The 25,620-nt window shown below is 63.7% G+C and carries 24 protein-coding genes; 13 read left to right on the forward strand and 11 right to left on the reverse strand.

Going from position 1 to position 25,620, the window contains the following annotated elements:
* Positions 1-33: 33 nt before the first annotated feature.
* Positions 34-684 (reverse strand): peptidyl-tRNA hydrolase, encoded by a 651-nt coding sequence (locus CXQ94_RS13120; protein WP_104090961.1) that lies wholly within the window; start codon positions 682-684, stop codon positions 34-36.
* An 87-nt stretch (positions 685-771) separates the two neighbouring features.
* On the opposite strand from CXQ94_RS13120, the gene CXQ94_RS13125 reads away from it, so the two are divergent.
* From CXQ94_RS13125 to CXQ94_RS13135, 3 genes are read left to right on the forward strand one after another with little or no spacing between them, the layout of a single operon-like run.
* Positions 772-1,494 (forward strand): HAD family phosphatase, encoded by a 723-nt coding sequence (locus tag CXQ94_RS13125; protein ID WP_104091100.1) that lies wholly within the window; start codon positions 772-774, stop codon positions 1,492-1,494.
* Positions 1,495-1,538: 44 nt separating this feature from the next.
* Positions 1,539-3,905 (forward strand): glycoside hydrolase family 65 protein, encoded by a 2,367-nt coding sequence (locus CXQ94_RS13130; RefSeq protein WP_104090963.1) that lies wholly within the window; start codon positions 1,539-1,541, stop codon positions 3,903-3,905.
* A complete protein-coding gene (locus CXQ94_RS13135) occupies positions 3,902-5,134 on the forward strand; it encodes an aminotransferase class I/II-fold pyridoxal phosphate-dependent enzyme (RefSeq protein ID WP_104090966.1) in 1,233 nt (410 codons plus the stop codon). The genes CXQ94_RS13130 and CXQ94_RS13135 overlap by 4 nt, the downstream gene beginning before the upstream one ends.
* Here the strand turns inward: CXQ94_RS13135 and CXQ94_RS13140 are convergent.
* On the reverse strand, positions 5,131-5,565 hold the full coding sequence (locus CXQ94_RS13140) for an acyl-CoA thioesterase (RefSeq protein WP_104090969.1): 435 nt from the start codon (positions 5,563-5,565) through the stop codon (positions 5,131-5,133). The two genes, CXQ94_RS13135 and CXQ94_RS13140, sit on opposite strands and share 4 nt — an antisense overlap.
* Before the next feature lie 97 nt (positions 5,566-5,662).
* Entirely contained in the window at positions 5,663-6,496 is an 834-nt protein-coding gene (locus tag CXQ94_RS13145) for a patatin-like phospholipase family protein (RefSeq protein ID WP_104090971.1), read from the reverse strand.
* A gap of 140 nt (positions 6,497-6,636) precedes the next feature.
* Between CXQ94_RS13145 and CXQ94_RS13150 the strand changes: the two genes are divergently transcribed.
* The gene (locus CXQ94_RS13150; RefSeq protein ID WP_104090973.1) at positions 6,637-7,461 is read left to right on the forward strand and encodes a nuclease-related domain-containing protein; all 825 of its coding nucleotides are present in this window, start codon (positions 6,637-6,639) and stop codon (positions 7,459-7,461) included.
* A 103-nt stretch (positions 7,462-7,564) separates the two neighbouring features.
* On the opposite strand, the gene purB is transcribed toward CXQ94_RS13150, so the two are convergent.
* Positions 7,565-9,007: an adenylosuccinate lyase gene (gene purB, locus CXQ94_RS13155; protein WP_104090976.1), complete on the reverse strand. Its 1,443-nt coding sequence runs from the start codon at positions 9,005-9,007 to the stop codon at positions 7,565-7,567.
* 152 nt (positions 9,008-9,159) lie between these two features.
* Between purB and CXQ94_RS13160 the strand changes: the two genes are divergently transcribed.
* Both CXQ94_RS13160 and CXQ94_RS13165 read left to right on the forward strand, forming a co-directional pair.
* On the forward strand, positions 9,160-9,492 hold the full coding sequence (locus CXQ94_RS13160; RefSeq protein WP_104090979.1) for a hypothetical protein: 333 nt from the start codon (positions 9,160-9,162) through the stop codon (positions 9,490-9,492).
* A gap of 22 nt (positions 9,493-9,514) precedes the next feature.
* Positions 9,515-11,083, forward strand: a complete 1,569-nt coding sequence (locus CXQ94_RS13165) for a hypothetical protein (RefSeq protein ID WP_104090981.1) — start codon at positions 9,515-9,517, stop codon at positions 11,081-11,083.
* Between the two features lie 67 nt (positions 11,084-11,150).
* Here the strand turns inward: CXQ94_RS13165 and CXQ94_RS13170 are convergent, their stop codons facing one another.
* Positions 11,151-11,564, reverse strand: coding sequence for a phage holin family protein (locus CXQ94_RS13170; RefSeq protein WP_104090984.1), 414 nt, complete (start codon positions 11,562-11,564; stop codon positions 11,151-11,153).
* A gap of 80 nt (positions 11,565-11,644) precedes the next feature.
* Between CXQ94_RS13170 and CXQ94_RS13175 the strand changes: the two genes are divergently transcribed.
* From CXQ94_RS13175 to CXQ94_RS13190, 4 genes are all read left to right on the forward strand, one after another.
* The gene (locus CXQ94_RS13175) at positions 11,645-12,766 is read left to right on the forward strand and encodes a histidinol-phosphate transaminase (RefSeq protein WP_104090986.1); all 1,122 of its coding nucleotides are present in this window, start codon (positions 11,645-11,647) and stop codon (positions 12,764-12,766) included.
* Positions 12,767-12,933: 167 nt separating this feature from the next.
* Complete coding sequence (pdhA, locus tag CXQ94_RS13180; protein WP_258067066.1) at positions 12,934-14,169, forward strand: pyruvate dehydrogenase (acetyl-transferring) E1 component subunit alpha; 1,236 nt, start codon at positions 12,934-12,936, stop codon at positions 14,167-14,169.
* The gene (locus CXQ94_RS13185) at positions 14,166-15,140 is read left to right on the forward strand and encodes an alpha-ketoacid dehydrogenase subunit beta (protein ID WP_104090988.1); all 975 of its coding nucleotides are present in this window, start codon (positions 14,166-14,168) and stop codon (positions 15,138-15,140) included. Before pdhA ends, CXQ94_RS13185 begins: the two co-directional genes overlap by 4 nt.
* Positions 15,141-15,151: 11 nt before the next feature.
* The gene (locus tag CXQ94_RS13190) at positions 15,152-16,513 is read left to right on the forward strand and encodes a dihydrolipoamide acetyltransferase family protein (RefSeq protein WP_104090991.1); all 1,362 of its coding nucleotides are present in this window, start codon (positions 15,152-15,154) and stop codon (positions 16,511-16,513) included.
* 64 nt (positions 16,514-16,577) lie between these two features.
* Here CXQ94_RS13190 and CXQ94_RS13195 read toward each other — a convergent pair whose 3' ends face one another.
* Positions 16,578-18,233, reverse strand: a complete 1,656-nt coding sequence (locus CXQ94_RS13195) for a PHP domain-containing protein (protein WP_146070309.1) — start codon at positions 18,231-18,233, stop codon at positions 16,578-16,580.
* 198 nt (positions 18,234-18,431) lie between these two features.
* Here CXQ94_RS13195 and CXQ94_RS22645 point away from each other — a divergent pair, with 198 nt between their 5' ends.
* Together CXQ94_RS22645 and CXQ94_RS13210 are read left to right on the forward strand one after the other, a co-directional pair.
* Positions 18,432-19,175 (forward strand): LPXTG cell wall anchor domain-containing protein, encoded by a 744-nt coding sequence (locus tag CXQ94_RS22645; protein ID WP_219817051.1) that lies wholly within the window; start codon positions 18,432-18,434, stop codon positions 19,173-19,175.
* 160 nt (positions 19,176-19,335) lie between these two features.
* The gene (locus CXQ94_RS13210; RefSeq protein WP_104090998.1) at positions 19,336-20,154 is read left to right on the forward strand and encodes an SGNH/GDSL hydrolase family protein; all 819 of its coding nucleotides are present in this window, start codon (positions 19,336-19,338) and stop codon (positions 20,152-20,154) included.
* On the opposite strand, the gene CXQ94_RS13215 is transcribed toward CXQ94_RS13210, so the two are convergent.
* The 3 genes from CXQ94_RS13215 to ald form a co-directional block, all read right to left on the reverse strand.
* Positions 20,108-21,436: a PLP-dependent aminotransferase family protein gene (locus CXQ94_RS13215; RefSeq protein WP_258067067.1), complete on the reverse strand. Its 1,329-nt coding sequence runs from the start codon at positions 21,434-21,436 to the stop codon at positions 20,108-20,110. The genes CXQ94_RS13210 and CXQ94_RS13215 overlap by 47 nt on opposite strands.
* Positions 21,437-21,512: 76 nt before the next feature.
* On the reverse strand, positions 21,513-21,683 hold the full coding sequence (locus CXQ94_RS22650) for a hypothetical protein (RefSeq protein WP_181034210.1): 171 nt from the start codon (positions 21,681-21,683) through the stop codon (positions 21,513-21,515).
* 242 nt (positions 21,684-21,925) lie between these two features.
* The gene (gene ald, locus CXQ94_RS13225) at positions 21,926-23,038 is read right to left on the reverse strand and encodes an alanine dehydrogenase (protein ID WP_104091002.1); all 1,113 of its coding nucleotides are present in this window, start codon (positions 23,036-23,038) and stop codon (positions 21,926-21,928) included.
* A 221-nt stretch (positions 23,039-23,259) separates the two neighbouring features.
* Between ald and CXQ94_RS13230 the strand changes: the two genes are divergently transcribed.
* The gene (locus tag CXQ94_RS13230; protein WP_104091004.1) at positions 23,260-24,489 is read left to right on the forward strand and encodes a CdaR family transcriptional regulator; all 1,230 of its coding nucleotides are present in this window, start codon (positions 23,260-23,262) and stop codon (positions 24,487-24,489) included.
* Positions 24,490-24,573: 84 nt separating this feature from the next.
* On the opposite strand, the gene CXQ94_RS13235 is transcribed toward CXQ94_RS13230, so the two are convergent.
* Both CXQ94_RS13235 and CXQ94_RS13240 read right to left on the reverse strand, forming a co-directional pair.
* On the reverse strand, positions 24,574-25,230 hold the full coding sequence (locus CXQ94_RS13235; RefSeq protein ID WP_104091006.1) for an NTP transferase domain-containing protein: 657 nt from the start codon (positions 25,228-25,230) through the stop codon (positions 24,574-24,576).
* Positions 25,211-25,591 carry a helix-turn-helix domain-containing protein gene (locus CXQ94_RS13240; RefSeq protein ID WP_104091009.1) on the reverse strand — a complete coding sequence of 127 codons (381 nt, stop codon included), beginning with the start codon at positions 25,589-25,591 and terminating at the stop codon, positions 25,211-25,213. The genes CXQ94_RS13235 and CXQ94_RS13240 overlap by 20 nt, the downstream gene beginning before the upstream one ends.
* Positions 25,592-25,620: the final 29 nt, after the last annotated feature.

Consider the following 25,620-nt stretch of genomic DNA (forward strand, 5'->3'; position numbering starts at 1 on the left):
TAGGTTCCGGCGTCGTTCTTGGTTTAAGCGGGGCTAGAGTCCGGTGACCACGTAGGCGGTGGTGGAACCCGGTTCAATCTCCGTCCGCCCGGCGTCCTGAATGACGGGTCCGGTGGCGCGGCGGGCGCCCTTGCGGAAATCCTTCGCGGAGGCATGCGTGATTCCCACGGGGAACCCCGCCGCAGCCCACGCCTCTGTGGCGTCCGATCCGGCCTCGAGCAGCCAGGCGAAGAGTGCGTGGGCGGCCTGGGCGGCGGCCTTGCCCGTGGACATTTCCAAGGAACTGTTGAGAACAATCGTCAGCGGCGCAGGCGGGAGGGGTTCGCCTGCGGGCAGCTGGGTGCCTGAAACTTGGAGCTTGGCCAGCAACTTCGGCAATTCCTGCGCGGGCATGGGTGGCAGTCCAATGGCGCTGCCCTCACCCACGGTGGCCAACACGTGATCGGGAAACGCGGCCAGAACCTTGGCGAACATTTTGGCGTCGGCGCGTCGCACGGACTTGGCAAACGCACCCGCAGCCCATTGATGCCAATCGGGATTTTCGGGTTCCCGCATGAAAGCCTGCACCGAAGCCAAGGCAGCGGCCGCGATCCCGTGGTCGGCGCCAGCCGGTTCCTCCCTGTCCACCAGCAAAATGATTGGCTGAACAAGTTCTACGGGGTCGTTTTGGGTAATTTCACTCACGGCACAAGCCTATGTGGCTTGCAGGTGGCAAGGTTACAGTAAGGGCAAAGCCGCTAGGCCTGCGACAGGAAGAAGATGTGGACCACCATGACTGAAACCATCCTCGATTGGAAAGCCGCCGGCGCGCTGCTGATAGACCTCGACGGCGTACTGACCCCCACCGCGGTGGTGCACGAACAGGCGTGGCAGCAGCTCTTTGACGGGTATCTGGCAGAAACCGGACACCCGGGCTACCGCGCAAGCGACTACTTCGATTTCATCGACGGCAAGCCCCGCTTTGACGGTGTGCGTGACTTCCTGGCCTCGCGCGGAATCACGCTCCCGGAGGGCCCGCTCGACGACGACCCCGCCCATCTGAGCGTCCACGGCCTGGGCAACAAGAAAAACCTGGTGTTCAACACCATTGTGAAAACAACCGGCGTGCAGCCATACCCCGGCTCGGTGCGCTTCGTGGAGGCGGCGCAGGCGCACGGGCTCAAGCTCGCCGTCGTCTCCTCCAGCCGAAACGCCCCAGCCGTTCTGGCCGCGGCAGGCCTGCAAGACTACTTCCCCGTGGTGGTGGACGGGGAAGTAGCCGCCGCCGCCGGACTGCCGGGCAAGCCGGACCATGACACCTTCACCTACGCTGCGGGGCTGCTCGGCGTCCCCACCGGCGATTGCATAGTGGTGGAGGACGCGGTTTCCGGCGTCCAAGCCGGCAGTGCAGGGGACTTTCAGGCGGTTATTGGGGTTGATCGGGGCGCAGGCCGGCAAACGCTGCTCGACGCCGGGGCCACCGTGGTGGTCAACGACCTCGACGAGCTTCTCTAGCCAAGCTCCCCACAAGAATTGACGACGACAAAGGAGCAACGCCCGTGGCATTGATCAACTCGGACCGGCTACGTTTTCCGTGCGAGCCGTGGCAGCTTGTGGAGACCTCCCATGAAGCCGACGACGACGGCACCCTGGAAACGTTGATGGCCCTGGGTAACGGGCACCTTGGCATCAGGGGCAGTCATTCATTCGGCGGCGACGGGGTCCTGCCGGGGACGTTCATCAACGGCTTCCACGAAATTTGGGACATCAAACACGCAGAAAATGCCTATGGCTTTGCGCGCACCGGCCAACGGATCGTGTACGTGCCCGACGCCGCCAACTTCACCGTGAGCATCGACGGCGAGATGCTCTCACTGGCCGATTCAACCGTCCTCGACTACCGGCGCAGCGTGGACTTTTCAACCGGCATCTACCGGTGCGCCGTGACCTGGGCTGCCCGTTCCGGCGCCACCGTCACTACCGTGGTGCGCCGTGCGGTGGGCTTTGAATCACGCGGTTCGCTGGGAATCGAGCTAGCCATCACCGCCGACCGGGAGGTGTACGCGGATGTCAGGAGCGACATCGTCAACCGGCAGGACAAGCCTGTGGAAGACCAGTCCGCCCACGACCCGCGCCGCGCGGGACGCCATGCAGACCGGATCCTGCTGCCCTTGCACCTCCACGGGGTCGACGGGTCGCTTGAACTTGCCTGGGAAACCGCGGCGTCCCGACAGGGCGTCGCCATGGCCGTGGAGCATACGATCAATACCGACCAGCAGCCCTTTGAAACGGTGGTCGGTCAGGACGAATCGACAGTTCGCTATGTTCTGGGTCTCGGGGCCGGTGAGAAGTTTGTGCTCCACAAGAGCGTCAGCTATGCCACCGCCGGGACGTCGGCGGCACCGGACCGTGGAGAAACCCTGGCGGCAGAGGCCCAGGCGGCGCTTATCAGTGTGGACGCCATCTTTGCTCAAAGCGTTGCGCACTACGCCAACTATTGGGCCACGGCCGACATTGTGGTGGGTGGGGAGCCCGAACTGCAGCAGGCCATTCGATGGAACCTGTTTGTTCTGTCGCAGGCCACGGCGCGGGCCGGGGTTTCCGGAATACCGGCCAAGGGTGTCAGCGGCTCGGGCTATGAGGGCCACTATTTTTGGGATCAGGAAATTTACCTGCTGCCGTACCTGACGTACACCAATCCGACCGCCGCACGGCAAGTCCTGGAATCCCGGCACAGGATGCTGCCGGCCGCGCGCCGTCGCGCCACCGAGCTCAGTGTGGACGGCGCCCTGTTCGCCTGGCGCACCATCAACGGGCTCGAAGCCAGCGCCTACTATGCCGCCGGCACCGCGCAGTTCCACATCAACGCGGCCATCGCCTTTGCCGCGAAAAGGTATGAATGGGCCACCGGGGACGCTGCGTTCCGGCAGGACATGGGGGCGGAGCTGTTCATTGAAACGGCACGCATGTGGGTTTCCCTGGGGTTCTTTGGCAAGGATGGAATGTTCCACATTCACGGTGTGACCGGCCCCGACGAGTACACGGCAGTGGTCAACGACAACCTCTACACCAACGTCATGGCCCGCTTCAATCTGCGGGCGGCAGCCGAGGTTGAGGGCTACCCCGGCGTCACCGACACGGAACGGCTGGTGTGGAAGCAGGCCGCTGACAGGATGTCCGTGCCCTACGACGCCCACCTCCAGGTGCACAGCCAGGACAACGACTTTATGACCCTCGAACCCTGGGACTGGTCCACCCCGCGGTCCAAATACCCCCTTTTGCTGCACTTCCATCCACTGGTGATCTACCGCCACCAGGTACTTAAACAGGCCGACGCCGTACTGGCCATGTTCTTGCAGTGGCAGGACTTTACGGCGGAGGAAAAGCAGCGCGCCTTCGATTTCTATGACCCCATCACCACCGGGGATTCCACCTTGTCCGCCTGTGTCCAAGGGATCATGGCCGCCGAGCTCGGGTACAGTCACACGGCCCTCAATCACTTCACCGACGCCCTGTTCATCGATCTGGACAACTCCCACGGCAACACCATCGACGGCGTCCACATCGCCTCCACGGGCGGAATCTGGAGCTCGCTGGTCTGCGGTTTTGCCGGGATGCGCGACCAGGGGCAGCACCTGTTCTTCGACCCGCGCCTGCCCGCCAGCTGGTCTTCGCTGACCTTCAAACTCTCCGTCCGGGGGGTCTTGCTGGACGTTGAGCTGCGCCCCGATGCCATCAGTTTCACCCTGCCTGCAACCTACGACGGCGTCGCCCGGGCCGTGAACGTGCGAGGGACTTTGGTGGAGCTTCCCGTGGGAGAAAAGACCACGGTGGCCCTGGCCCCCGTTCCGGCCCCGACGCCGTCGATCTTCCCCAGTTCCTTCCCCACAGCCGGCTTCCCGGTCATCGGCAAGGGGCTGTCATGAGCCAGCCGCTTCCCGTTGCCTCACGGGCGCAGGTCCCGCCGTTTGCCGTCATGGATATCCTGGCACGTGTGGCAGAGCTGCGGGCCGCCGGACGCTCCGTGATTTCACTGTGCGCGGGGGAGCCCGGGAGCGGCGCGCCGTCTGGTGTTTCTGCGGCGGCTGCGGGCATCCACGCAGCCGGGACTCCTTTGACGTATACGCCCGCGCTGGGCATCGTGGAGCTCCGGGAGGCCATTGCCGGGCACTACAAGCGCTGGTACTCCTTGGATATTGACGCTAAGAACGTGGCGGTGACGACGGGGTCCTCGGGAGCCTTCCTCTTGACGTTCCTTTCGGCATTCAACGCCGGGGACAAGGTGGCGCTGGCCCGGCCCGGTTACCCTGCGTACAAGAATATTCTCCGGGCTCTCGGGGTTGAGGTGATAGAAATTGAGGCCGGGGCCGGCACCCGCTTCCAGCCCACGCCGTCGGCGCTGGATGCGGCGGTGCGTGAGCACGGTCCCCTGGCGGGGCTGATGCTCGCCTCTCCCGCCAACCCCACCGGAACCATGGTCTCCCGCGATGAGCTGGGTGAGCTCACTCAATGGTGCGCCAACCATTCGGTTCGCCTGATCAGCGACGAGATTTACCACGGCATCACCTATGCCTCGCCTGATACGCCCGATTTTCGCGGCACGTGCGCGTGGGAACTGGACCGCAGCGCCGTGGTGATCTCCAGCTTCTCCAAGTATTGGGGCATGACAGGGTGGCGGCTGGGTTGGGCGATCGTGCCCGATGAGCTGATCGAGGTGGTGGACGCACTCGCCTCAAATGTGGCCCTTTGCCCGCCGGCACCCGCACAATGGGCGGCTGTAGCGGCCTTCAGCGAGGACTCCTACGCGCAGGCGGATGCGTCTGTGGCCGAATTCTCCCGAACCCGCGACTACCTTCTGGCCAATGTGGGCCGCCTGGGCTGGGCGGACGTGGCCCCGGCAGATGGCGCCTTCTACCTCTACGCCAGCCTGGGCCCGGCCATGGACGGCTTTGCCGACTCCGCTGACTACTGTTCCGCGTTGCTCGAGTCAGCCGGGGTGGCAGTGGTTCCCGGCCTCGACTTTGACACCGTGGGCGGGCGGCACACCGTCAGGCTGAGTTTCGCGGCAGGGTACGACGCCGTTCGGGAGGGGCTGGAGAGGATCGTCGCCTTCCAGGACACCCGGGCTAGCCAACGCCGCGCGGCGGCGGTTTAATCCTGGGGTTCGAAGTGACCCAAGTGCTGGCGGGGAACCCTGTCCCTGTCATAGGTGATGGCGTCATAGCCGTGGGCCGCCGGCTTGCCATCCTCCCCAAGGTTTACAAACACGATCTTTTCGATGGTCAAGATGGACTCACGGGTGAACATGTTGCGAACTTCGGCGCGCATCGTCAAGGAGGTGCGGCCAAAATGGGTGGCCGTCAGGCCCATCTCGATCAGATCGCCCTGGCGGGCAGAGGAGACAAAATTGATCTCCGACATGTACTTGGTGACCGCCAAGCCATTGCCGAGCTGAACGATCGCGTAAATGGCGGCCTCTTCATCGATCCAACGCAGCAAGCTGCCGCCGAATAGCGTGCCGTTGGCATTCAGGTCTTCGGGGCGGACCCATTTGCGGGTGTGAAAAGTAATATCGCCATTGCTCATGGTTCGAATTTACCCGCGATCGGGGCCTGGTTGAGCCTAAATGTCCCCAAAGACACACCATGGTTTGCGCCACAAAGCCGTAGCGCTGCCCCGAGGATCAATGCCACAGGAGGCCAACAGCCGCGCCGACTTCACGCGCCTGAGCCCGGCCCGCAACGGCAGAAGCGGCACGGAACGCCGGGTCCAAGGCATTCTTACCCATTGCCTGTTTTGCCTTTGCATCGGGTGTGAGCAGGAGGGTTTGGACCTCCGGACCCAAAGCGGCCAGCTGGGCGGCCACCGACCAGCGCTTGCGGAGCGACAATGTGGTTGGTGCCAGGACAAGAACCACATCGCAACCGGCAGCGAGGTCGGTATTAGTCCCGGACAAGGTGCCGCCGTCGATGTACCGGCGGTCTCCAATTGTCACAGGCGGCCACACGGTGGGAACGGCACAGCTGGCGGCAACGGCGTCGATCATGGAAACGCCGCTCTCCTGATCGAAGACCCGCCGCTCTCCGGTCGCGGCGTCGAGTGCCGTGAACAACAATCCTGGGCGCGGCCAGTTGTCAGCGCCCACCCGCTCCGCAATGACGGCACGCCTGACTGATTCGGGAACTGTGCTGGCGTTCAAGGCCGATCTGCCGATCATGCGCGCTATTGATTCATCGCCAAGCGGCAAAAGTTGGGGTCCGAGCAACCGCACTATATTGGTGAAACCAATCGCGGCGGAAATTTCTTTGCCGCCTTCGGCGATTTGCACCGCGTAGTTCTCTTCGGCCGACGACTTCCCGACCATTGCTGCGGCGACGCTGGAGCCGGCAGAGGTGCCGACGATGCGTTCGGCTTCGCGCAGGTGTATTCCCTGCTCGGCTAGTCCGGCAATCAATCCGGTCTCCCAGCCGATACCGGTGACTCCGCCGCCACCGAGGACAAGGGCTCTGTTACTCATTGGTCTCCTAGGACTGGACTGGCCTCATCCTAGCCCGTTCGACGCAATGGCCGCGGACAACCGCCGGTGCCGTAGTTTGTTTCCTACAGACGGGCCCAGACTTCATTTGTGGGCCCACAAACACGTTGGGGGCAGCTTAGATGGAAACAAGCATCGAGGAGTACAGTTCGCAGGGTCCGCAGGTAGCTGGAGACCTCCTACAGCGGATTCCCGGGCAGTCGGTGATGGCCGAATTGCTGCGCTCGCAGGGCCTTGTGCCGCCGCGCAGATTCCTGGGACGCCTTTTTGGTGCCAGCCCGCTGACAGCCGAAACCGAACCCTGGTACAAGGGCGCTTTAGGGGAAATTGAGGTGGCCCGGATACTGACCGGGCTGGGGCCGGACTACACGGTATTGCATGCTGTTCCGGTGGGGACCGGCGACGCCGATATTGACCATGTAGTGATTGGTCCGGCGGGGGTATTTACGCTGAACACCAAACGCCATTCAGGGAAGAACGTATCGGTCTCTGGCGGCACCTTCATGGTCAACGGCGCCAAACAGCCTCACATCCGCAACTCCGTCTTTGAGGCAAAGCGCTCGGCAAAGATCCTCACCCGGGCCATGGGTCACCCGGTGGCAGTGACGGCGATGATCGTGGTGGTGGACCCTTCGAAGCTGACAATCAAGACGAAGCACGACACCGTGATTGCGCTGGAAAGCGGGGAACTCCTGCGCTGGTTCAAGAGGCGTCCGGCAACCCTTGCACCGGACGAGTTGGCCGCGCTCCTTGAGCAGGCAAGGCGTCCCGAACTATGGCACCAGAGTCCGAGCAATGACGGGGACCGGCAGGGGCTGATGTCCCGGTTTGCGGAGCTTCATCAAACGGTTCGGCGTGCAAGTGCCCGGAAGGCGGTGTGGGGCTTTGCCGGGATGACCGTCATGGCGGCGAGCTTGATTCTCGGCAGCCTGGCACTTACCCGTTAGCAGGGCGCCGATCGGGGTGCCGCCGTCGTTCTTAAACGTCGAGCGGGGAGTAGTTGTTGATGTTGGGTGAAAACATCAACAACTACTCCCCGCTCGACGGGGACTACTTCTGCAGGTGGTCCACCAGGGACTCGGCGATGCCGATGTACTTGCCCGGGGTCAGTGCCAGCAGGCGCTCCTGGGCCTCGGCGGACAGGCCCAACTCGGAGACGAACTCCTGCATGCGGGCAGCATCCACGCGGTGGCCGCGGGTCAGGTCCTTCAGGCGCTCGTACGGGTCGGCCATTCCTTCGACGCCGGCGATGGCCTCTGCACGCATGACCATCTGGATGGCCTCGGCGAGTACCTCCCAGTTGTGGTCCAGGTCCTCGGCCAGAACGGCCTCGGCGGTGTTCAGTCGGCCCAGGCCGCCCAGGACGTTGTTGATGGCCAGCAGGGAGTGGCCGAAGGCGACGCCGATGTTGCGCTGGCTGGAGGAGTCGGTGAGGTCGCGCTGCCAGCGGCTGGTGACCAGGGTGGCGCCCAGGGTGTCCAGGAGGGCGTTGGAGATCTCGAGGTTTGCCTCTGCGTTTTCGAAGCGGATCGGGTTGACCTTGTGCGGCATGGTTGAGGAACCCGTGGCGCCGGGAACCGGGATCTGCGCGAAGTAGCCGATGGAGATGTAGCTCCACACGTCCGTGCACAGGTTGTGCAGGATGCGGTTGAAGCGGGCCATGTCGGCGTACAGCTCGGCCTGCCAGTCGTGGGATTCGATCTGGGTGGTCAGCGGGTTCCAGGTCAGGCCCAGGTCCTCGACGAAGGACTTCGCAACGGCTTCCCAATCGGCGGCCGGCACGGAGGCGTAGTGTGCGGCGTAGGTGCCGGTGGCACCGTTGATCTTGCCCAGGAACTCGGTCTTGGCGACGCGGTCCAGCTGGCGGGTCAGGCGGAAGGCCGTGACGGCCAGTTCCTTGCCCAGGGTGGTGGGGGTGGCGGGCTGGCCGTGCGTGCGGGAGAGCATCGGCACGGCGCGGTTCGCCTCGGCCATTTCCGCGATCTTGGCGACCAGGGCGCGGGCTGCGGGCAGCCAGACGTCCTCGACGGCGCCCTTGACACCCACGGCATAGGAGAGGTTGTTGATGTCTTCGCTGGTGCAGCCGAAGTGGACCAGCGGCTTCAGGCGCTCCAGGCCCAGGGCGGCCAGACGGTTGCCGATGAAGTACTCCACGGCCTTGACGTCGTGGACGGTGACCTTTTCAATGCCGGCCAGTTCCTGCACCGATGCGGCGTCGAACTCGGTGACGATGGCGCGCAATCCGGCCTGCTGCTCAGCCGTGAGGGGCTCGGTGCCGGGCAACACGTTGTGGTCGGTCAGGTGGATGAACCACTCAACTTCCACACCCACGCGGTCACGGTTCAGGGCGGCCTCGGAAAGGTAGTCAACCAGCGGCGCAACGGCGCCCGAGTAACGACCATCGAGGGGTCCCAGGGCAATGCGCTCGGAGGAAGCGGCCAAGGACTTCCGGCCGGAAGGGATGCGGGCTGTGGCAGATGCGGAATCAGACATGGCTCAATTCTTTCATGAACCCGCGAGTCCTCCACAGCGGGGAGCTGGCGTGAGACTTATTCACATCTGGGCAGAAGGGGCTGGTGGAGGCTTGTCGGTGCGCTTAGCCTCAGGTGAAGGGCCGTTTGCGGGTTGCGTGCGAGGAGGATGAGATGCGTGAACCAGTTGGGTTTGGCGATGCGGTTCCAGGGCCCACAGCGGGCGCCGTTGCCGTGGTGGCCCAACGGCTGGGGAGCATTGCACGTGAGATCGATGGCGTGCGGCTGGCCTTGGGCCCGCTACGGGTCCTGGACTGGCAGTCGAAGGCGGGAAATGCGTTTGCCGAGTCGGTGGGCGGTTGCAACATCGCATTGACCGGGGTTGTCAGGGATGTGGAAGCCAGTGCCCAGGACGTGCAGCACTATGCGCAGTCCTTGGACGTCGCCGCCCGAGGGGACATAGGCCGTCCGGAAATTGTTCCTTGGTTCGGCGGCGGTACCGGCTGATACGAGCGGAAGAGGCGATGCTGTGAGCGAGCAAAAGGGGACCGACACCACCTTTTCCACGACCGGTGGCGTGGGCTCCATTCGCTTCACGCTTGGTGAGATTTCTGCTGCGGGCCTGAAGCTGGCCCGTTTGGCGGAACAATTGGAGCCGCTCGGGGACCGGCTGCGCTCAGAATGGGAGTGGCTGTGCGAAGCAACGCAAGGTTCTCCCGCCTGCCCCTACACGGCCCTGGACAACCTCAGGGACACGGTGTGGTCTTGTCTGCGCGCCCAGGCGGACACGGCCGAACTGGCGAGGAAGGCAAGCGCAGCTGCCCGGAACTATGACGAGGCGGAGGCGCACAACGCGTCGCTATCGGCGAAAGCTGCCGAGCTCCGCGCCCTCGGCAGCGGATATCAAAGCTGGCTATTGGGGCCGTTGGCGCCCGTGAATTTATGGGCAGATGCCTGGGGCTCCTGGCAGGATGCCAAAGCGCATGGCCTGCGCGATGCCACAGAGAAGGCGCTCAACACTGGGCCGGCCTACGGTGCAGGGATACTGGGTCCCGGATTCGGGACCTTCTATCTACTGACTCATCTTGGTCTTCCCGACACCGTCAACAGCGGTGTGGGGCCAGCAAACTTTGTCCGAAGGACTTTCGACTGGACCGGGCTGACAAAACCGGGGAGCCTCGCCGTACGGGCAGTCCCGGGAGCAGAATGGAACGCCACGGCCGATAAGTGGCGGCCAGGACGCGCGGTTTCGGATCCAGCTGACGGTGTTCCCGGAACAGTGGACACCACCATCAATGGGCTGCTGTCAGGGAGCAAAGACGCCTACGGCTACCCACCAGGCTCTATCGGTGTAAGCAGGGTTGACCGGGGCGACGGCTCACGGGTCTGGATTGTGAACCTGCCAGGAACGGAGGTGTGGGGCGATGTGGACAGCGAAAACCCGTGGGACCTCGAAGGTGATCTTGAGGGCATGACGGCAGCTCAAAAACAGATGTTTACACAGCAACAGATAGTCATCCAAGAGCTCATGAAAGCTGCCCTGAACGCGGCCGGCGCGCTCGCAGGCGAGGAGGTGATGATCACCGGCCATAGCGGTGGCGGCATCCATGCGGCCGCGGCAGCCGCGGATCCGGCCTTTCTAGCCAAGGTCAACGTCAAAATGCTCATCATTGCCGGGGCGCCAGCAAAAAATCTGCACGTTGCCCCGGGCGTCCAGGTTCTGGATCTGCAAAATGAACACGACATTGTCACGGCAGCCGATTATGGGCCTCCACCTGATACCCCACGTTGGGTCACGGTGACCTCGCACAGGCCTGGTGCCACGGATGGCGCCGATCCTTTGGAGATCATCCGCGACGCCCATGACTTGGATAACTACCTCAACGACGCGCGGGCCATGGAAAGCAGTGATGATCCCGCCATCCAAGGCGCACGCCAGAAAGTGGGCGAGATTCTTGCCCCCGCATTTCCCGGCGCCGCCATCAAAGTGACGAAATTTGTATTTCAGGGACGTGACGTCAATGAACCCGCGCCAGCAAGGACCGCAGCGCCGCCGGGGAAACGTCAAACAAACAGGGAAACAAGGGACGGCCGCTGAGTCCTAGGGATAAGGGCAAGGATGACGTTGAGGCCGGGGCAGTGACAGTTCCCCGTGGAGCGCGGCGTTAGCGGTGTTCGTCGGTCCTGACGAGGCTTCCGGCCACCATGGAGACAAAGCTGATGATCAGGGCGGCGAAAATGGCCGTCCAGAAGAAACTGTCAATGGTGAAGTGCACCGGAGTGTAGGAACTCAGCCAGGACGTCAGCCACAGCATCGCGGCGTTGATAACGATGGTGAATAACCCCAGGGTCAGAATTGTCACCGGCAGGGAAAGGAGCTTAACTACCGGCTTCACCAAGCTGTTGATGACACCAAAGACTACGGCGATAAAGAGGTAGGCCAGAACTGTATTCAGCGATGCGTTGGAGGTTTCAAGGCCGGAGTCGCCGGTAGCGAGAATCTGGATGCCGGGCACCAGCGCGGTGGCAACCCAAAGGGCCAGGGCGTTGATCAGAACTTGAAGAACGAATTTGCGCATAGCACCATCGTTTCACAGTCACCACAGGGCGCACCATCGCGTGTGCGCCCTGCAGCCAGCTCTGTCTTAGGCTTGGGTCTATGACTGAGGAAACCAACACTGCCCAAACAGGAATCCACCCGCGTCCGGTCGTTGGCCGTTTGCCCAAGTACGCGGCGGGCAAGCCGCCGTCGGCGATTGCCGGGCTGGAGAGCTTCAAGCTTTCCTCTAACGAGAATCCTTTGGGGCCGGTTCCGGCCGTGTTGGCTGTTCTGGCCGGCACCCTTGAGGTGCACCGCTACCCGGACACCTCATGCACGCAGCTGCGGAACGCGTTGGGAACGTTCCTGGACGTCCCTGCCGAGGATGTGGTCACAGGGGCAGGTTCCCTAGGGGCGCTGAACCAGATCCTTGCCGCCTTTGCCGGTCAGAACGACGACGGGCTTCCGGATGAGGTGGTTTACGCCTGGCGTTCCTTTGAGGCATACCCCATCTGTGTGGGACTGGCCGGCGCCAAGAGCGTGCAGGTTCCCGTTCTCCATGACGGCACCCACGACCTGGCTGCCATGGCCGCGGCCATCACCGAACGGACCACCGTGGTGCTGCTGTGCACACCCAACAACCCGACCGGGCCGGTGCTGCGCACCGCGGAAACCGAAGAGTTCATTCGCAGCGTCCGCTCCGACGTGGTGATCGTCATCGATGAGGCTTACCAGGAATTTGTTCGCGAGCCGGAGGCCGTGGACGGCATTGCCATGTACCGCAAATACCCCAACGTGGTGGTTCTGCGAACCTTCTCCAAGGCCCACGGGCTGGCGGGCCTGCGGGTGGGTTACTCGGTATCGGGCGCGCAGGTGACCCCGTACCTGCGCGCAGCGGCGACCCCGTTTGCCGTCTCCGGAGTCGCCGAGCAGGCGGCCATTGCTTCGCTAGAAAACTACGACCAGGTTGTGGAAAGAGTACAAAGCCTTGTCGATGAACGCGATCGGGTCACGGCCGGGCTTCGAGCACTTGGCTGGCAGGTTCCAGATGCTCAGGGGAACTTTGTCTGGCTTGACCTTGGGGCGGATAGTGCCGAATTTTCGGCACTTGCCGACGCCCGCGGCCTGTCGGTACGTGCGTTTGGCACCGACGGGGTCCGTGTCAGTATCGGTGAGGTGGCAGCCAACACCCGTTTCCTTGAGATCTGTGCGGCCTATACAAAAGCGCCACGGGCTTCCTAGCGATTAACAAAGACAGCAAATGCCGCATGTGCGGATACAGTTGTAAATCGAAAATGGAAATATATGCACTCAGCGGAATACATTCCCATTGAGGCATATATCGAAACCAACGCGTAAACGCGGCAGCGCTTAAAAAGCTGCTGTGGTGTGGCAAACGAGGAGACGGTATGGGCGCGGCCCAGCAATCTGCCAGTGACAAGAATGCATCGGCCCACGGCACGGGCGGCGGGGGAACCTCACGCCCCGATGCCGGGATATCGGCGGGCGTTCTGCAGAACAACCAGGTTGGCGAGGGGGACATGATCCAGCTCCTGGATGCCCACGGCAAGCGCCAGGCGGAAAGTACCTTCGGCCCCTACATTGATGCACTTGACGCGGAAACCATCCGTGGTTTTTACCGCGACATGGCCACCGTGCGTCGCTTTGACGTCGAAGCCACCGCCCTGCAACGCCAAGGTGAATTGGCGTTGTGGGTTCCCGTTGTTGGGCAGGAAGCTGCCCAGATCGGTTCTGGCAGTGCCATGGTCCCGGCCGATTACGCGTTCCCCACCTACCGTGAACATGGTGTGGCGTTGACTCGCGGACTGGACTTGGCAGATCTGCTGAAACTGTTCCGCGGAGTCTCGAACGGTGGCTGGGACCCTCGGGAGAAGAATTTCCACCTCTACACGCTGGTGCTGGCGGCCCAGACCCCGCACGCGGTGGGTTACGCCATGGGCATCCAACGTGATCTGGCGGCCGATCCCACAACTGAGCCAGCCGCCGTCGTGGTCTACTTTGGTGATGGTTCCAGCAGCGAGGGGGACGTCCACGAATCAATGGTGTTCGCCGCCTCCTACGACGCGCCCGTGGTCTTCTTCTGCCAAAACAACAACTGGGCCATTTCGGTGCCTTTTGAGGTGCAGTCCAAGATTCCACTGGTCAACAGGGCTGGCGGGTATGGCATCCCCGGCATCCGAGTGGACGGCAACGACGTCCTGGCCGTGTACGCCGTGACAAAGTGGGCGCTGGAGCACGCCCGCAACGGCCACGGCCCCGTGCTGATCGAGGCCTCCACCTACCGGGTTGGCGCGCACACCACCGCCGATGATCCCACCAAGTACCGCAGGGCGGCCGAGGAGGAAATCTGGAAGGCCAAGGATCCGTTGGAACGGCTGGAGACATACCTGCGTGCCGAAGGCTTGGCGGATGAGGCGTTCTTTGAACAGGTAAAGAACGACGGCGACGAGCTCGCAGCCCACGTACGCAGCGCCACGCTGGCCTTGGGTGGGGCGGATATTCGCCAAAAGTTTGCCACCGTCTATGCCGAGGCGCACCCGCTTGTGGCCGAGGAACTGGCGTGGTTTGAAAATTACCAGGCGTCCTTCACGGATAACGAAACTGAGCAGGGCGGTGCCGCATGAAGACGATGACCATTGCAAAGGCCATCAATGAGGGCCTGCGTGCCACGTTGGCCAACGACCCCAAATGTTTCATCATGGGTGAAGACATTGGCTCGTTGGGCGGGGTCTACCGCGTCACCGAGGGGCTCAAGGCCGAATTTGGCGGGCACCGCGTCATGGACACCCCGCTGGCCGAGTCCGGCATCATTGGAACAGCCATCGGTATGGCCCTGCGCGGACACCGGCCCATCTGCGAGATCCAGTTCGACGGCTTCGTGTTCCCCGGCTTCAACCAGATCACCACGCAGCTGGCGAAAATTCATACCCGCTCCGATGGCCAGCTCAGCGCCCCTGTGGTGATCCGCATTCCCTACGGCGGCGGCATCGGCTCCATTGAGCACCACTCAGAATCGCCCGAGGCCCTGTTCGCCCACACGGCCGGGCTGCGCATCATCACCCCCTCCAACGCCAACGACGCCTACTGGATGATCCAGCAGGCTGTGGCGTGCAAGGACCCCGTCATTGTTTTCGAGCCCAAGCGCCGCTATTGGCTCAAGGGCGAGGTCGACACTGAAAACTCGCCGGGGGACCCGTTCAAGGCACACGTCCTGCGCGAGGGCACGGATGCGACGATCGTTGCCTACGGCCCGCTGGTGCCCGTTGCTTTGGCTGCCGCCAACGCCGCTGCCGAGGACGGCCACAGCGTGGAAGTGATCGACCTGCGCTCCATTTCCCCCATCGACTTTGACACCGTTGAAACCTCGCTGAAGAAAACCGGCCGGCTCATTGTGGCCCACGAGGCCCCCACCTTCGGCGGAATCGGTGGAGAAATCGCCTCCCGCATGAGCGAACGGTGCTTCTACTCGCTGCAGGCGCCGGTCATCCGTGTAGGCGGTTTCCACATGCCATACCCGGTTGCCCGCGTTGAAGAGCACTACCTGCCGGACATTGACCGCATGCTGGAGGCGTTGGACCGCGCCTTCGCATTCTAGGAAGGCCACACATGCCGAACCTGAACTACTTCAAGCTCCCCGACGTGGGCGAAGGCCTCCTTGAGGCCGAGATCGTTTCCTGGAAGGTCAAACCCGGCGACACCGTTGCCATCAATGACGTGATTGTGGAAATCGAAACGGCCAAGTCAATCGTCGAGTTGCCTTCACCCTTTGCCGGGGTAGTGGCGCAGCTGATGGTGGCCGAGGGTGACACGGTTGAAGTGGGTACGCCCATCTTCGCGGTCGGATCCGACGCCTCAACGCCGGTAGCCGAAGAGGCACTGAGCCCCGCTCCTGCCGCTGAGGCTGAAGCCGAAGTCATGAAGCCCCTGGTGGGCTCTGGTCCCAAGGCCGACGCCGTCAAGCGCCGCCCGCGGATCAGCTCAGCCCCCGCCGTGGTCCAGGTGGCCGCAGCCAGCCCCGCACCCGTGGTGACGCCTGCCGCGACCCCCGCTCCGACGTCGAGCCTTGAAAGTGCGAAGGCGAACCGCGTGCTGGCGAAACCGCCCGTGCGTAAGGCTGCCAAGGATCTGGGTATCAATTTGGCCGATGTCACGCCCACGGGCCTGCGCGGGGAGATCACCAAGAAGGACCTGCTCGGCTACCAGGAACAGCGCGTGGCTGACCAGGGCCAGGTAGGCACCTTCTGGGCGCCGTCCACAGCCTCCGGGCTCGCCGACGACGCTCGCGTGGAGCGCATCAAGGTCAAGGGTGTGCGCAAGGCGACCGCCAAGGCCATGGTGGAGAGCGCCTTCTCGGCCCCGCATGTGAGCATTTTTGTCGACGTTGACGCGTCGCGCACCATGGAGTTCGTCAAACGCCTGAAGGTTTCACGCGACTTTGAGGGCATCAAGGTTTCACCCCTGCTGATCCTGGCCAAGGCCGTTATTTGGGCTGCCGCACGCAACCCATCCGTGAATGCCACGTGGGCCGGTGATGAGATCATCGTCAAGCACTTCATGAACCTGGGCATTGCCGCCGCCACCCCGCGCGGCCTGATGGTGCCCAACATCAAGGACGCCCAGGACCTGTCCCTGAAGGAGCTGGCCATTGCGCTAAATGCCCTGGCCACCACCGCGCGGGCCGGCAAAACTCAGCCCGCCGACATGCAGGGCGGCTCGCTGACGGTCACCAACATCGGTGTCCTGGGCATCGACACTGGCACCCCGATCATCAACCCCGGCGAGGTGGCCATTGTCGCCTTTGGCACCATCAAGCTCAAGCCGTGGGTGGTCGAGGGGGAAGTGGTCCCGCGTTGGATTACCACCCTGGGCGGCTCGTTCGACCACCGCGTGGTCGATGGGGATCTCTCCGCCCGGTTCATGGCGGACGTGGCCGCCATCATGGAGGAGCCAGCGCTCCTGCTGGACTAGCTCCATGCCCGTTGCTTGATACAGAAAATCCCCGGACAGCCGGGGATTTTCTGTATCTGCATCGCTATGCGCCGCTGACCTGAACGAAGATCGGGTTGGCGTAGAACCAAATGTCGGCCCACGGATCGCCTTCGCCGGCGCCGTGCGGAATCGGTCCCTGCGGGTCCACATCCGCACCCAGTGGGCCGACGCCGGAACGCCGTCCGTCACTGCCGCGCAGGCGCACGTAGAACGGCTCCGTGACGTTGGTGAAAGTGCGGGTCAGCACGATTTCTCCGCTCACGGCTGCCGTGTCAATCCGCTCGTGGACCTTGGTGTGCGGTGCCGTGAAGGTGTCCATATCCGCGACAGGTCCGGTGACCAGGCCCTTGATGATGTCAACATGTGCCAGCTGGGGCACCGTGCCACTTGAATTCTGCGCTGTGGTGGTTTTGATGGTGATGATCAGTTCAACATCGGTGCCCGGAGCTACCGTCAAGGTGGACCCCATGCCCTTGCCGGAACCGGCATGGCCCACGGGTCGCAGGCGCACATCAAGGCCCGCGATCAGGTGCCCGTGGTCAACCCACATGCGTCCGGCCCGCATGGCCTCGAGTACGTCAGCGTAGTTGCGGGTGCGGGCGCCAATATGGGTTCGGCTGAATTGCCCCGGCCAGAAGTCGCTGCCATTTTGGGGCGTGCCGGCCTCCACCGGGTCCGGGCGCCGCCCCGCCCGGTTGAAGTTGTTCAGCGACGCGCCATTCTCCCAACCGTCGCCGGTGGGGTAGTCGCCAATCCGCATCGTATCTTTGGCCGTGAGATGGTTGTCGCTGTTGGAGGTGATCCAAAACGGCTTCCCCTCGGCGAGCATGGAATCCCACTGCCCGCCCACCACGCTGGTCACCCAGTCGAATCCGCCACGGGTTTTGTAAGCCTCCGCGGGGAAGCCCGGGAAGGAGAATTCGCTGGGGGAGTTCTCATATTCCCCGCGCTGGCTGGAGGCGCTGGCGAAGGTGCTGGCCGCCGATGCCTGGGCACCCGGGGCGCCCTCCATGCCGATCACGATTTCGGGGGCGGCATCGCGCCAGTTGCGCATCTCGTGAGGAGAGTCAATGCCCAGGCGGGACGGGTGATTGGCCAACACCACGACGTCGTCGATGAAGCCGGCCTTCTTTTGGGCGGCAAGCCAGGCAATGGCTTCCCCGGCCTTGGGCTCCCACTCGGCTGCCTGGTTGGAACCGGCGGCCGGCTTCTCCCAACCATTGAGCTTGCCGTCCCACAGGAGCTCGAACTGGCGCAGAATACGCGCCTCGTTGGGGCCCGGCGCCACCAGCACCGAGGCATGTTCGGCGGCCGGGATGTACCATTCCAGACCCTGGAAGATCAGCATGTCCGGGCGTGCCGCCCGGGCTGCGGCAATGTCGCGTTGGGAGTTGAGTGCACCGCCCATGTTGGCATGCCCCCAGTTGCTGTGCTCGGTGAAGGCGATGACGTCCACGCCGTATTGGGCGGCCTTCTCCAGCAACTGACTTTGCAGGTACTTGGCGTCATGGCTGTAAATGGTGTGGACATGATGGTCTCCCACCAGCCACGCCAAGTCGTCCGGGTCGTCGATTCCCGGGGCGGCGCTTGCCGCTGTGGCATGGATGGCGGATCCGGCAACCAGGCCTGCGGCGACGAGCGCTGCTGCGCCCATCAACCGGCGTCGGGATACCATCATGGGCGTTTGCGGCGTACACATCGGGGGAAGCTCTCCTTGTAGTTTGGAACATCCCAGAGCCTAGGGAGCGTCGTTGAACGGACGGTATGCGATGCGTGAACAGGGCGCGACTGGCCGGGGTTCCCCCGTTCACCTGCCCGACACCAGCGGTCCACCTGAGTGCGAGACGATGCATCCGCCCCACGATCCAAAGGGGCGACTACCAGAAGGGCTTCTCACTTGTTATTGACTACTGCCGCACGCCGGTCCGCCGCTGTTGGCATTGCCGTCTTGCTCCTCGCCGCACCCACCGCCGCCCAGGCGGCAGCGCCTCCCGCTCCCGTCAACAGCGTGGGTGTGCTCTCGCTCCTTGACTCCGGCGGCAACGTGCTGGCGGCGGGAAGTACCGCGGCACAACCAGGTTTCTCCGCAGCTCTTGCCCCCGCGTCCTGCCCGGCGGGCTTTTCCGACGCCGCCCGGCTCAGTGCGATTCGCGCCGATGGATCCGTCGTGGTCATTTCTGCCACCACGCCGTTGGCGGATCCTCTCCAACCGGCCAAGGTCCCTACCTCCCCGGTTCTGGCGGACTATGCCCTCGGTGACGGTGCCACCGTGACCCTTGAATGTTTGTCGGTACGTGGCGGGGTCCCCGTCCCCGCAGCCACAGTCTTCAGCATCGGGCTGGACATTGCCGGGGGCGCCTTCACACTGGTCCCGGCACCGGTTGTCCCCACGTCACCGCCCGCCACGAACCCACCGGTCACAGACCCGCCCACCGCTGGTCCCAGCACAGGACCTAGCGCCGGACCGTCGACGGCTCCCAGCAACATGCAAACATCCGGGGTGGCGAACGGGAAGACCAACGGCGACCTGGCTTCGACCGGTACAGCGGCGTTGCCCCTGCTTGCCGGTGCCGGGTTGTTGCTAGTCGCCGGATCATCGGTGCTGCTGTGGCGTCGGCGCCAAGCCGGAAAGAGGGCGTAAGTGCCCGCCACGGCCATCATCTAGTACTTCTGCGCGCGCTCATAGGAATCCATCAGCAAACACCCTTGAAAGTCCCAAGCCACGGGACCACAGTTGGGATTATGAGAAGGAAGCAATTCCCGGATGGGGCGACGTCAACACCAGGCTACGGGGCCTAGCCATGGCCGCCGGTGCCGACTGGTCTGCGATCACACGATGGTTTCATTGGCAGGGCCGATCCACCGTCCTGCTGTCCATGGTTGCGGTTCTTCTCGTGGTAATTTCCGGCGCTGCCGCCTACGCCTCCGCTCCCGCCTTGGCACCCGTCAAGGCGGTACAGGTTGACGTTATTGGGGATTCCCTGAGTACCGGTTTCCGGACGCCGGGAGACACCTGGCCAGCCCAGGCCCAGGCGATTATCACCTCGATGGGTTTGAAGGCGCAGATCACCAACTCCTCCGAGAACGGTGCCGGTTATGTCTCTCCCGGCGAAACCGGCGACGTCTTCTCCGATCTGGTCAACCGGGTGGTGAATTCCCAGTCACAGGTGGTGGTGATCTTCGGCTCGGACAACGACACCGGTGACAGCGGCCTGACCCAGGCCGTGCAAGCCACACTCGCCAGGGTCAAGGTGCTGGCCCCCGATGCCTCGGTGATCCTGGTAGGTCCGACGTCGGAATCTGATGATACCCAGGGCAAGCTGACAGTGATTCGCCAGACCCTGGAACAGCAGGCAGCCGCCACGGGGGCCCAGTTTGTGGACCCGGTGACCCTGGGCTGGTTCCAGGGCGGCGCTGCCCAAGATCTAGCCAACGATCTGGAGCACCCCAACAGCGCCGGCGAGACATACCTTGCCGAGCATATGAGCACCGTCATGGCACCGGCCATCAGGGCCGCCATGCGTCAGGACCAGCTACGCGGCGCCGGTTCGGGCAGACAGTGGGCCCGGACCGCTAATTCGCGGCGAGAGCTTGCGCCAGTACCGGGGCCAATCGTTTGACGCCTTCGCGCAGAGCATCTGATGGGACGGCACTAAAGGCCAGGCGCAGCTTGTTGCTGGGCCCCTCCGCCGCGGAGAACGCGGCCCCAGGAACAAAAACCACCCCGGCGTCGATGCCCTTGTGAAGCAACGGGTAGGTGTCGATTCCCTCCGGCAAGGTGAGCCAGACGAAGAAGCCCCCGGCAGGGCGCGTCCAGGTGACACCCTCCGGCATGAATTCCTCCAACGCCGCCAGGAGTGCGGTGCAACGCTCCTGGTAGAGGCTGCGGTAGGTGGCAATCTGCCCCTGCCAGTCGTAATTGCGCAGGTACTCGCTGACCAGCAACTGGTTAAACGTGGGCGGGCACAAGGTCACGGCCTCGCTGGCCAGGTAGTAGCGCTGCTTCAGGTGCGCAGGCACCAGGGCCCATCCAATGCGTAGGCCCGGGGCGAAAATCTTCGAGAATGAGCCCAGGTACAGCACGTCCTCGGGGTTTGCCGCGCGCAGTGGGGCGGGGAGAACGCCGTCGAACTTTAAGAGGCCGTAGGGGTTGTCCTCCAGAACCAAAATATTCGCCTCACGGCAGATATCCACAATCTCCTGGCGCCGTTCGGGGGCCAGCATGACGCCCGAGGGGTTGTTGAAATTGGGGATCGTGTACAGCAGCTTGATCGTCTTGCCAGCTGCTTGCAGGGCGGCAATGGTGGCGCGCAACGCGGAGGGGATGATCCCGTTCTCGTCGCCGGTCACCGGCTGCACGTCAACCTCGTAGGCTTCGAAGGTGTTCAGCGCGCCCACATAGGTGGGGTCCTCCAGTAGGATCACGTCTCCCGGGTCGCAAAAGACCTTGGCCGCCACGTCCTGGGCTGACTGGGACCCGGCGGTGATGACAACGTTGTCGGGATCGGCGTCGAGGATGCCTTCGGCGGCCATGACCTCGCAGATCTGCTGACGCAACTCCAAGGTTCCCTGCCCTCCGCCATATTGCAGCGCCTCCAGGCCGTGCTCGCTGATGATCTTCGCCGCCGTGGCACCGAGGCGGTCCAGCGGCAGCGATGCCAGGTTTGGGTTTCCGCCGGCCAAGGAAACCAGGCCCGGCTGCATGGAAATCTCAAAAACATCGCGAACAGCCGACTGCTTGATGTTCGCCGCCCGGGTGGACAGCAAGGACTCGTGGCGGTGGCGCCGGGGCTGGTCCGCGGCTGCGGAGGCCGTATTGGACTGGGCCCGGTTCAGGGCATCGACGGCTTCTTCGGACAGTTTTTCGGCGGCAGCGTTGGCGCCGGAGGATGGTGTAGTCACGGTGTCAGGATACAACCAATGTTGCTAAATAGGCATCAAAAGTTTTTCTATGGTCGCTATTTTTTGCCGTCCTTCTTCACTCCGTCCCGCAGTTCGCATCCTTTACTTCGTTCAGGAACGCCGAGATCCGGCCTGCCATCACCCCCGGTTCCCAGCTGTGGTTGGCAGCGGCAATGCTCTCGCGCCGGCCATGGGGGAGATGAGCGGCAATGGCGTCGGCTTTCAGCGACGGGCCCATGGCTGTCATGACAGGCCGGCGGCGGCCGCGGCAAGGCTGATGGCGCCGCCGGAGGAGTTGCCCATAAGTGCCACAGGGCCACCAGCCACCTCGATCAGGGCGCGCAGATCCTCCACGGTGTCCGCCAGGGTGAACGACGGCGCCTGGGCGCTTTCGCCCCTTCACCTGCCGCTCATCCACCGTCTAGGGTGCAAAAAGGCGGGGATGTGTGAAGTTCACACACCCCCGCCTTGCAAACCGAAGCGGTCTGACTAGACCAGCTGGCGCCAGTCTGCAGCCAGCGGGAGGCCGTGCGCGCCGGAGACGGAGTGGTGGGCTACCTGGCCGCCAGCCACATTCAGGCCTGCAGCAAGGGCAGGATCGGCTTCCAGAGCCGCAGCCACACCCAGGTTGGCCAATGCCACCGCGTAGCGCAGCGTCACGTTGGTCAGAGCGTAGGTGGAGGTGTTGGGTACGGCGCCGGGCATATTGGCAACGCAGTAGAACACCGAGTTGTGAACCTTGAAGGTGGGATCGGCGTGCGTGGTGGGGTGGGTGTCCTCGAAGCAGCCACCCTGGTCCACGGCGATATCTACCAGCACGGAGCCGGGCTTCATGCGGGCAACAAGTTCATTGGTGACCAGTTTGGGTGCCTTGGCGCCGGGGATCAGAACCGATCCGATCACAAGATCGGCCTGCACCAGCGAACGCTCAATTTCAAAGGAGTTCGAGGCAACAGTCTTCAACCGGCCCTGGTAGAGGGCATCGAGTTCCTGCAGGCGGGCGATGTTGATATCAAGAATCGTCACATCCGCGCCGGCGCCAATGGCCATGGCCGCGGCGTTCGTGCCCGAGACTCCGGCGCCGAGGATGACAACATTTGCCGGGCGGACCCCGGGGACTCCGCCCAGCAGAATTCCCTTACCGCCGGCGGGGGCGGTGAGGCATGCGGCGCCCACCTGCACCGACAGGCGGCCAGCCACCTCGGACATGGGTGCCAGCAGGGGCAGGGTGCGGCCAATCTGGACGGTTTCGTAGGCGATCGCCGTGACGCCACTGTCCATGAGGGCGCGGGTCAGTTCCGGCTCGGCGGCCAGGTGCAGGTAAGTGAACAGCACCAGGCCCTTGCGGAAGTGCGGGTACTCGACACTGATGGGTTCCTTGACCTTCATCACCATGTCGGCGCGGCCCCAGACCTCGGCGGCATCGGTGACAAGTTCGGCACCGGCGCCCAGGTATTCGCTGTCCTCAATGCTGGAGCCCACTCCGGCGCCGCGTTCAATCAGAACCGTGTGGCCCTGGCGGACGAACTCATGAACTCCGGAGGCCGTGATGGCCACGCGGAACTCGTTGTTCTTGATCTCCTTGGGAACTCCAATGATCATGATGAAAGTCCTTTGTTTCTTGGCAGCTGGCAGGCCACCGGAAGCTGTTCTAGTGACTACAACATTAGATCCACGCTGTGAGGTGTTTCATAGGGATCGACGACGGCGAATCATGGCTGTGGCGGTTTGGCGCGGAATTCTTCCACCATGCTTCGACAAATGTCGAACCTGGACGGGGCAATTGTCGCCTTTTGTCTGTCCGGCCCGACTAGGCTTGAAACATGCGAAATCAGGAGATTGAGGACCTTGTGGAACGGCTCGCCGTCGAACTGGGGCGCGGGCTTTCCCTGGAGGACCTGGACGGGCTGCTGCTGGCCTACAGTGCCAACCAGTCCCACGCCGACCGGGTTCGGGTGAATTTCCTGCTCAGCAAGAAAGTCCCCGCCGATGTCAGCAGCTGGCAGCTTTCCCACGGGATTGCAACGGCTGTGCGCCCCGTGGTGGTGCCTGCCAACGACGACTTGGGCATGCTGGGAAGGGTTTGTGTGCCCTTGTTGGTGCGCGGTTTTCGGGTGGGCTACCTGTGGGTGCAGCAGGACCTTGCCGAGCAAAGTGCGACGGCGATCCTCGCCCAGTTGCCGCAGGTCAGGGACTCCCTCGACCTGCTCTCCACGCTGTTGCTCGATTCCAACACCGCCGAGTCCAGCCAGCGCCGGGTGCGGGAACAGCAGTTCCTCAGTGCGGTTGAGGGCGAAAAGCACTTGATCGAAGTGGTCGCCGAATGGCCCGAAATTCGCCAGCGGGGCCCTTGGCAGCTTGCCACCGTCTATTCCGTAGCTGATCAGGGGCAGCCCGATTCCCGGCGCGGGGCATCCCACTACGATCCGCTGGCAGCCGCACTGGTGCACCGCAGTGCCGGGTTGCAGGCCACAATCGGTATTGATGGTGCCCTGTTCACCGCCGGTCTGGGCACCCACGCCGTGATGCTGTTCCGGGAGACACAGGGCCGGGCAGGGCATGCCGCCGTCCTTGAGCGCTACACGGCTGAACTGCACAAGCGAACTGGTGCTCCGGCGTCGCACGTGGTCATGGGAATCAGCGAGACCTTCACCTCCCTGCGGGTATTGGAGCAGGCGTACAGGGAGTCGAAAATTGCTGCACAGGCGGCAGTGGTCGATCCCGCCTTGGGCGCCATTTTGGATGTGCGCGGGGCCGGGGTTTACGAGGTCCTTGCCGGCGGAGCTGCGAACCCGGAGGACAGTGTTTATTACAGGTTGCTCCGGGACAAAGACGGTTCCGCCGAGCTCTTCCCCGTACTTGAACTGCTCTATGACAATGACGGCGCCGTGGCCAAGATCGCCGACGCGCTGCACCTGCACCGCTCCACCGTGTACAACCGGCTGGCCCGGGTGCGCGCGATCATTGGCGCCGATCCGTTGGCTGGCAGGGTCCGGTTGGAGTTGCATTTGGCGCTGAAGGTGGCACGCTGGGCCGGGCGGCCGCGGATCTAGGGCCCTATTTTCGTTGGCGCTACCGCTGCCCACTTTCGCTACCGGTCTACCGGGCGCGTAGAAGGGGAGCGGGCGCGAAAACGCTCAGTCGAGCAGATGGAGGTCCGCTGGGGTGTCCAGGTCGGCTCCGTCGCTGAGGTCGCTGCAATCGACGACGTCGATCAGCTCGGGATGTGCGCGCAGGAACATGCGGGCCCCGGCGTCACCCTCGGACAGGGACGCCGCCGCTGTGGCGAGGGAAGGGCTGAAAACTATGGGGTGCCCGCGAAGCAAAGTGGTGGAGCCCGGGGTGGCTAAGTATCCGGCCGCCGTGATCCGGCCGTCCTGGTGGGCCGCGATCAGGCGCGCGATCACGCCAGCTGTGACGCCGGGCTGGTCCACAAGCGCCACCAACACGTTGTGTCCGGGGTCAACGGCGGCCACACCGAGCCGAAACGAGCCGCCCATGCCCGAGGCCCAGCCCTCATTGACCACCAGGTGGCACGCGGCGAAGGCCCGTCCCGTGGACCGCCCTGCCGCCTGGAGTGCCTGAAGCTGGGCTGCGCCGGATCCCACCACAACCACCGTGTGAGCGCATCCGCCGCTGCGCAGTGTGGATGCGGCATGTTCCACCAGGGTTGATCCGTGAAAGGGCAGCAGCGCCTTGGGCCCGCGTCCCAGACGGCTCCCGGAGCCGGCCGCGAGCAGCACGGCGGCCGTCGGGAACCGGGCGAGGTGATCCTCAGCTGGGTTCGGTAGCATTCTTTTGCCCCGCCAGCCAGGCCATGATGTCCTCGCGTCGGATCCGCCGGTGCGAGCCCCTGTATTGGACCGGAATCTCGCCCCGGTCAGTCATATTGCGCAGGAAGGTGTGGGAAATACCGGCCAACTCCGCCGCCTGGGACGTTGTCAGCAGCTCGGCCACGCTGGCCACCGTCACGGCGTCGCCAGCGGCGAGTCGTCGTAGGAGATCGAGGACGGCGTCCCGGGCCTCGGGTGCCAGTCGGTGGGCGGTGCCGTCCACAAACACCGTGACGTCATCGCTGCCCGCTAGGAAACGGGTTAAAGTGCCCCGCTCTGCGGGATCCAGACCGGGACTGAGGCGAGGTGCGAGAAGGCTCATGCGTCATACTTTAGCGCCCCCGGTAAGGT

The organism is Arthrobacter sp. GMC3, from assembly GCF_002929305.1.
Lineage (GTDB): Bacteria > Actinomycetota > Actinomycetes > Actinomycetales > Micrococcaceae > Specibacter.

Coding starts and splice junctions, on each gene's coding strand:
- CXQ94_RS13150 (WP_104090973.1), top strand. CDS start 6,637: ATGGAAACAAGCATCGAGGAGTACAGTTCGCAGGGTCCGCAGGTAGCT.
- CXQ94_RS13235 (WP_104091006.1), bottom strand. CDS start 25,230: ATGCTACCGAACCCAGCTGAGGATCACCTCGCCCGGTTCCCGACGGCC.
- CXQ94_RS13210 (WP_104090998.1), top strand. CDS start 19,336: ATGGCCGCCGGTGCCGACTGGTCTGCGATCACACGATGGTTTCATTGG.
- CXQ94_RS13135 (WP_104090966.1), top strand. CDS start 3,902: ATGAGCCAGCCGCTTCCCGTTGCCTCACGGGCGCAGGTCCCGCCGTTT.
- purB (WP_104090976.1), bottom strand. CDS start 9,007: ATGTCTGATTCCGCATCTGCCACAGCCCGCATCCCTTCCGGCCGGAAG.
- CXQ94_RS13195 (WP_146070309.1), bottom strand. CDS start 18,233: ATGTGTACGCCGCAAACGCCCATGATGGTATCCCGACGCCGGTTGATG.
- CXQ94_RS13175 (WP_104090986.1), top strand. CDS start 11,645: ATGACTGAGGAAACCAACACTGCCCAAACAGGAATCCACCCGCGTCCG.
- pdhA (WP_258067066.1), top strand. CDS start 12,934: ATGGGCGCGGCCCAGCAATCTGCCAGTGACAAGAATGCATCGGCCCAC.
- CXQ94_RS22650 (WP_181034210.1), bottom strand. CDS start 21,683: ATGACAGCCATGGGCCCGTCGCTGAAAGCCGACGCCATTGCCGCTCAT.
- CXQ94_RS13145 (WP_104090971.1), bottom strand. CDS start 6,496: ATGAGTAACAGAGCCCTTGTCCTCGGTGGCGGCGGAGTCACCGGTATC.
- CXQ94_RS13190 (WP_104090991.1), top strand. CDS start 15,152: ATGCCGAACCTGAACTACTTCAAGCTCCCCGACGTGGGCGAAGGCCTC.
- CXQ94_RS13140 (WP_104090969.1), bottom strand. CDS start 5,565: ATGAGCAATGGCGATATTACTTTTCACACCCGCAAATGGGTCCGCCCC.
- CXQ94_RS13230 (WP_104091004.1), top strand. CDS start 23,260: ATGCGAAATCAGGAGATTGAGGACCTTGTGGAACGGCTCGCCGTCGAA.
- CXQ94_RS13170 (WP_104090984.1), bottom strand. CDS start 11,564: ATGCGCAAATTCGTTCTTCAAGTTCTGATCAACGCCCTGGCCCTTTGG.
- CXQ94_RS13185 (WP_104090988.1), top strand. CDS start 14,166: ATGAAGACGATGACCATTGCAAAGGCCATCAATGAGGGCCTGCGTGCC.
- CXQ94_RS13125 (WP_104091100.1), top strand. CDS start 772: ATGACTGAAACCATCCTCGATTGGAAAGCCGCCGGCGCGCTGCTGATA.
- CXQ94_RS13160 (WP_104090979.1), top strand. CDS start 9,160: ATGCGTGAACCAGTTGGGTTTGGCGATGCGGTTCCAGGGCCCACAGCG.
- CXQ94_RS13240 (WP_104091009.1), bottom strand. CDS start 25,591: ATGAGCCTTCTCGCACCTCGCCTCAGTCCCGGTCTGGATCCCGCAGAG.
- ald (WP_104091002.1), bottom strand. CDS start 23,038: ATGATCATTGGAGTTCCCAAGGAGATCAAGAACAACGAGTTCCGCGTG.